Genomic DNA, 1019 nt, shown 5'->3' on the forward strand with positions numbered 1-1019 from the left:
CCTCGCATGGGCCGCGCGCTGCGCAGGCCGATGGCGATACGTGGCGGTATCGGGCTGGTCGTGGTCGCCATGGGGCGGCGGTTGTCGAAATGCGGGGGGCTTGCTGCCCTGTCACATACTATCCGACGGCGGGGCAGATCGCAGCCGCGAGGCGCGCCTATCTTGATTGGTGGGGCTGGCTTCTGGCCCTTCAGGCGGCGCTGCGCGGGGCCGGGCTGGTGTCGATCGAGGTGACGCGCGCCATGCCCCAGATGGAGCCGTGGAAAAATTCTTCTTGACCATTTAACCAGTCCTGGTTGACATTGTGCCATCTCCACATTTGCGCCCGCGTCGGAACCCCCGCCGCGGGCGCTTTGGTTTCTAGAGCCCCCCGTCCTTTGATCGGCACGCTACGCTGGCCCGGCACCTCTGCGGAGAGGATGGGTGCGTGTCGTTTCAAGTGCGGGGGACCGCGACCGATTTCAGCGAGGCGACATGACCACCCTTTCCAACGATGTTCTCGACGCGGGCCTGCAAGAGATCCGCGATGCGGCGAGCCCGGTCCTGTATCTGTGCTCGCAGGAGCCCACGACCTATGCCGAGGCGTCCTCGACCTACAAGCTCGGGACCAAGACCGCGCCGACCATCAGCGCGCAGGCGAACCGCACGGGCGGGGGCCGCAAGATCGACATCGCGACCTTTACGAACGGCACGGTCGGCGCGAACGGGACGGGCACCCACTGGGCGCTGGTCGATGGCGCGACGTCGCGGCTGCTGGCGACCTTGCCGGTTCCCGCCCCGCAGGCGGTGACCTCGGGCAACCCGCTGTCGCTGACCTCGGTCATCGAGATCGGGTTCTCCCCGGCCGCGTGACATGGGGCGCCCGGGCCGCGATCCGATCCGGGCGCTTGAGATAGCCGTCGAGGCGATGCCGCCAGAGGAGGCGGTGCCGGTTCTGATGTATCTGGTCCGCGAGCTGGCGGGTCAGGCCGATGAGGCGGTCGGCCGCTGGTCGGGGCCGCGGCGCCTGACCGGGACGG

The 1019-nt window shown here is 68.6% G+C and carries 1 protein-coding gene and 1 pseudogene; both read left to right on the forward strand.

Translation table 11 applies throughout. The features are described from left to right. Nucleotides 1-278: pseudogene (locus BYZ73_RS23620) on the forward strand (hypothetical protein); the annotation flags it as partial. Nucleotides 279-474: 196 nt separating this feature from the next. Beyond that, a complete protein-coding gene (locus tag BYZ73_RS21275) occupies nt 475-852 on the forward strand; it encodes a hypothetical protein (protein ID WP_112317580.1) in 378 nt (125 codons plus the stop codon). Nucleotides 853-1019 lie beyond the last annotated feature (167 nt).

Origin of the sequence: Rhodovulum viride, from assembly GCF_003265965.1 — a bacterium.
GTDB lineage: Bacteria > Pseudomonadota > Alphaproteobacteria > Rhodobacterales > Rhodobacteraceae > Rhodovulum > Rhodovulum kholense.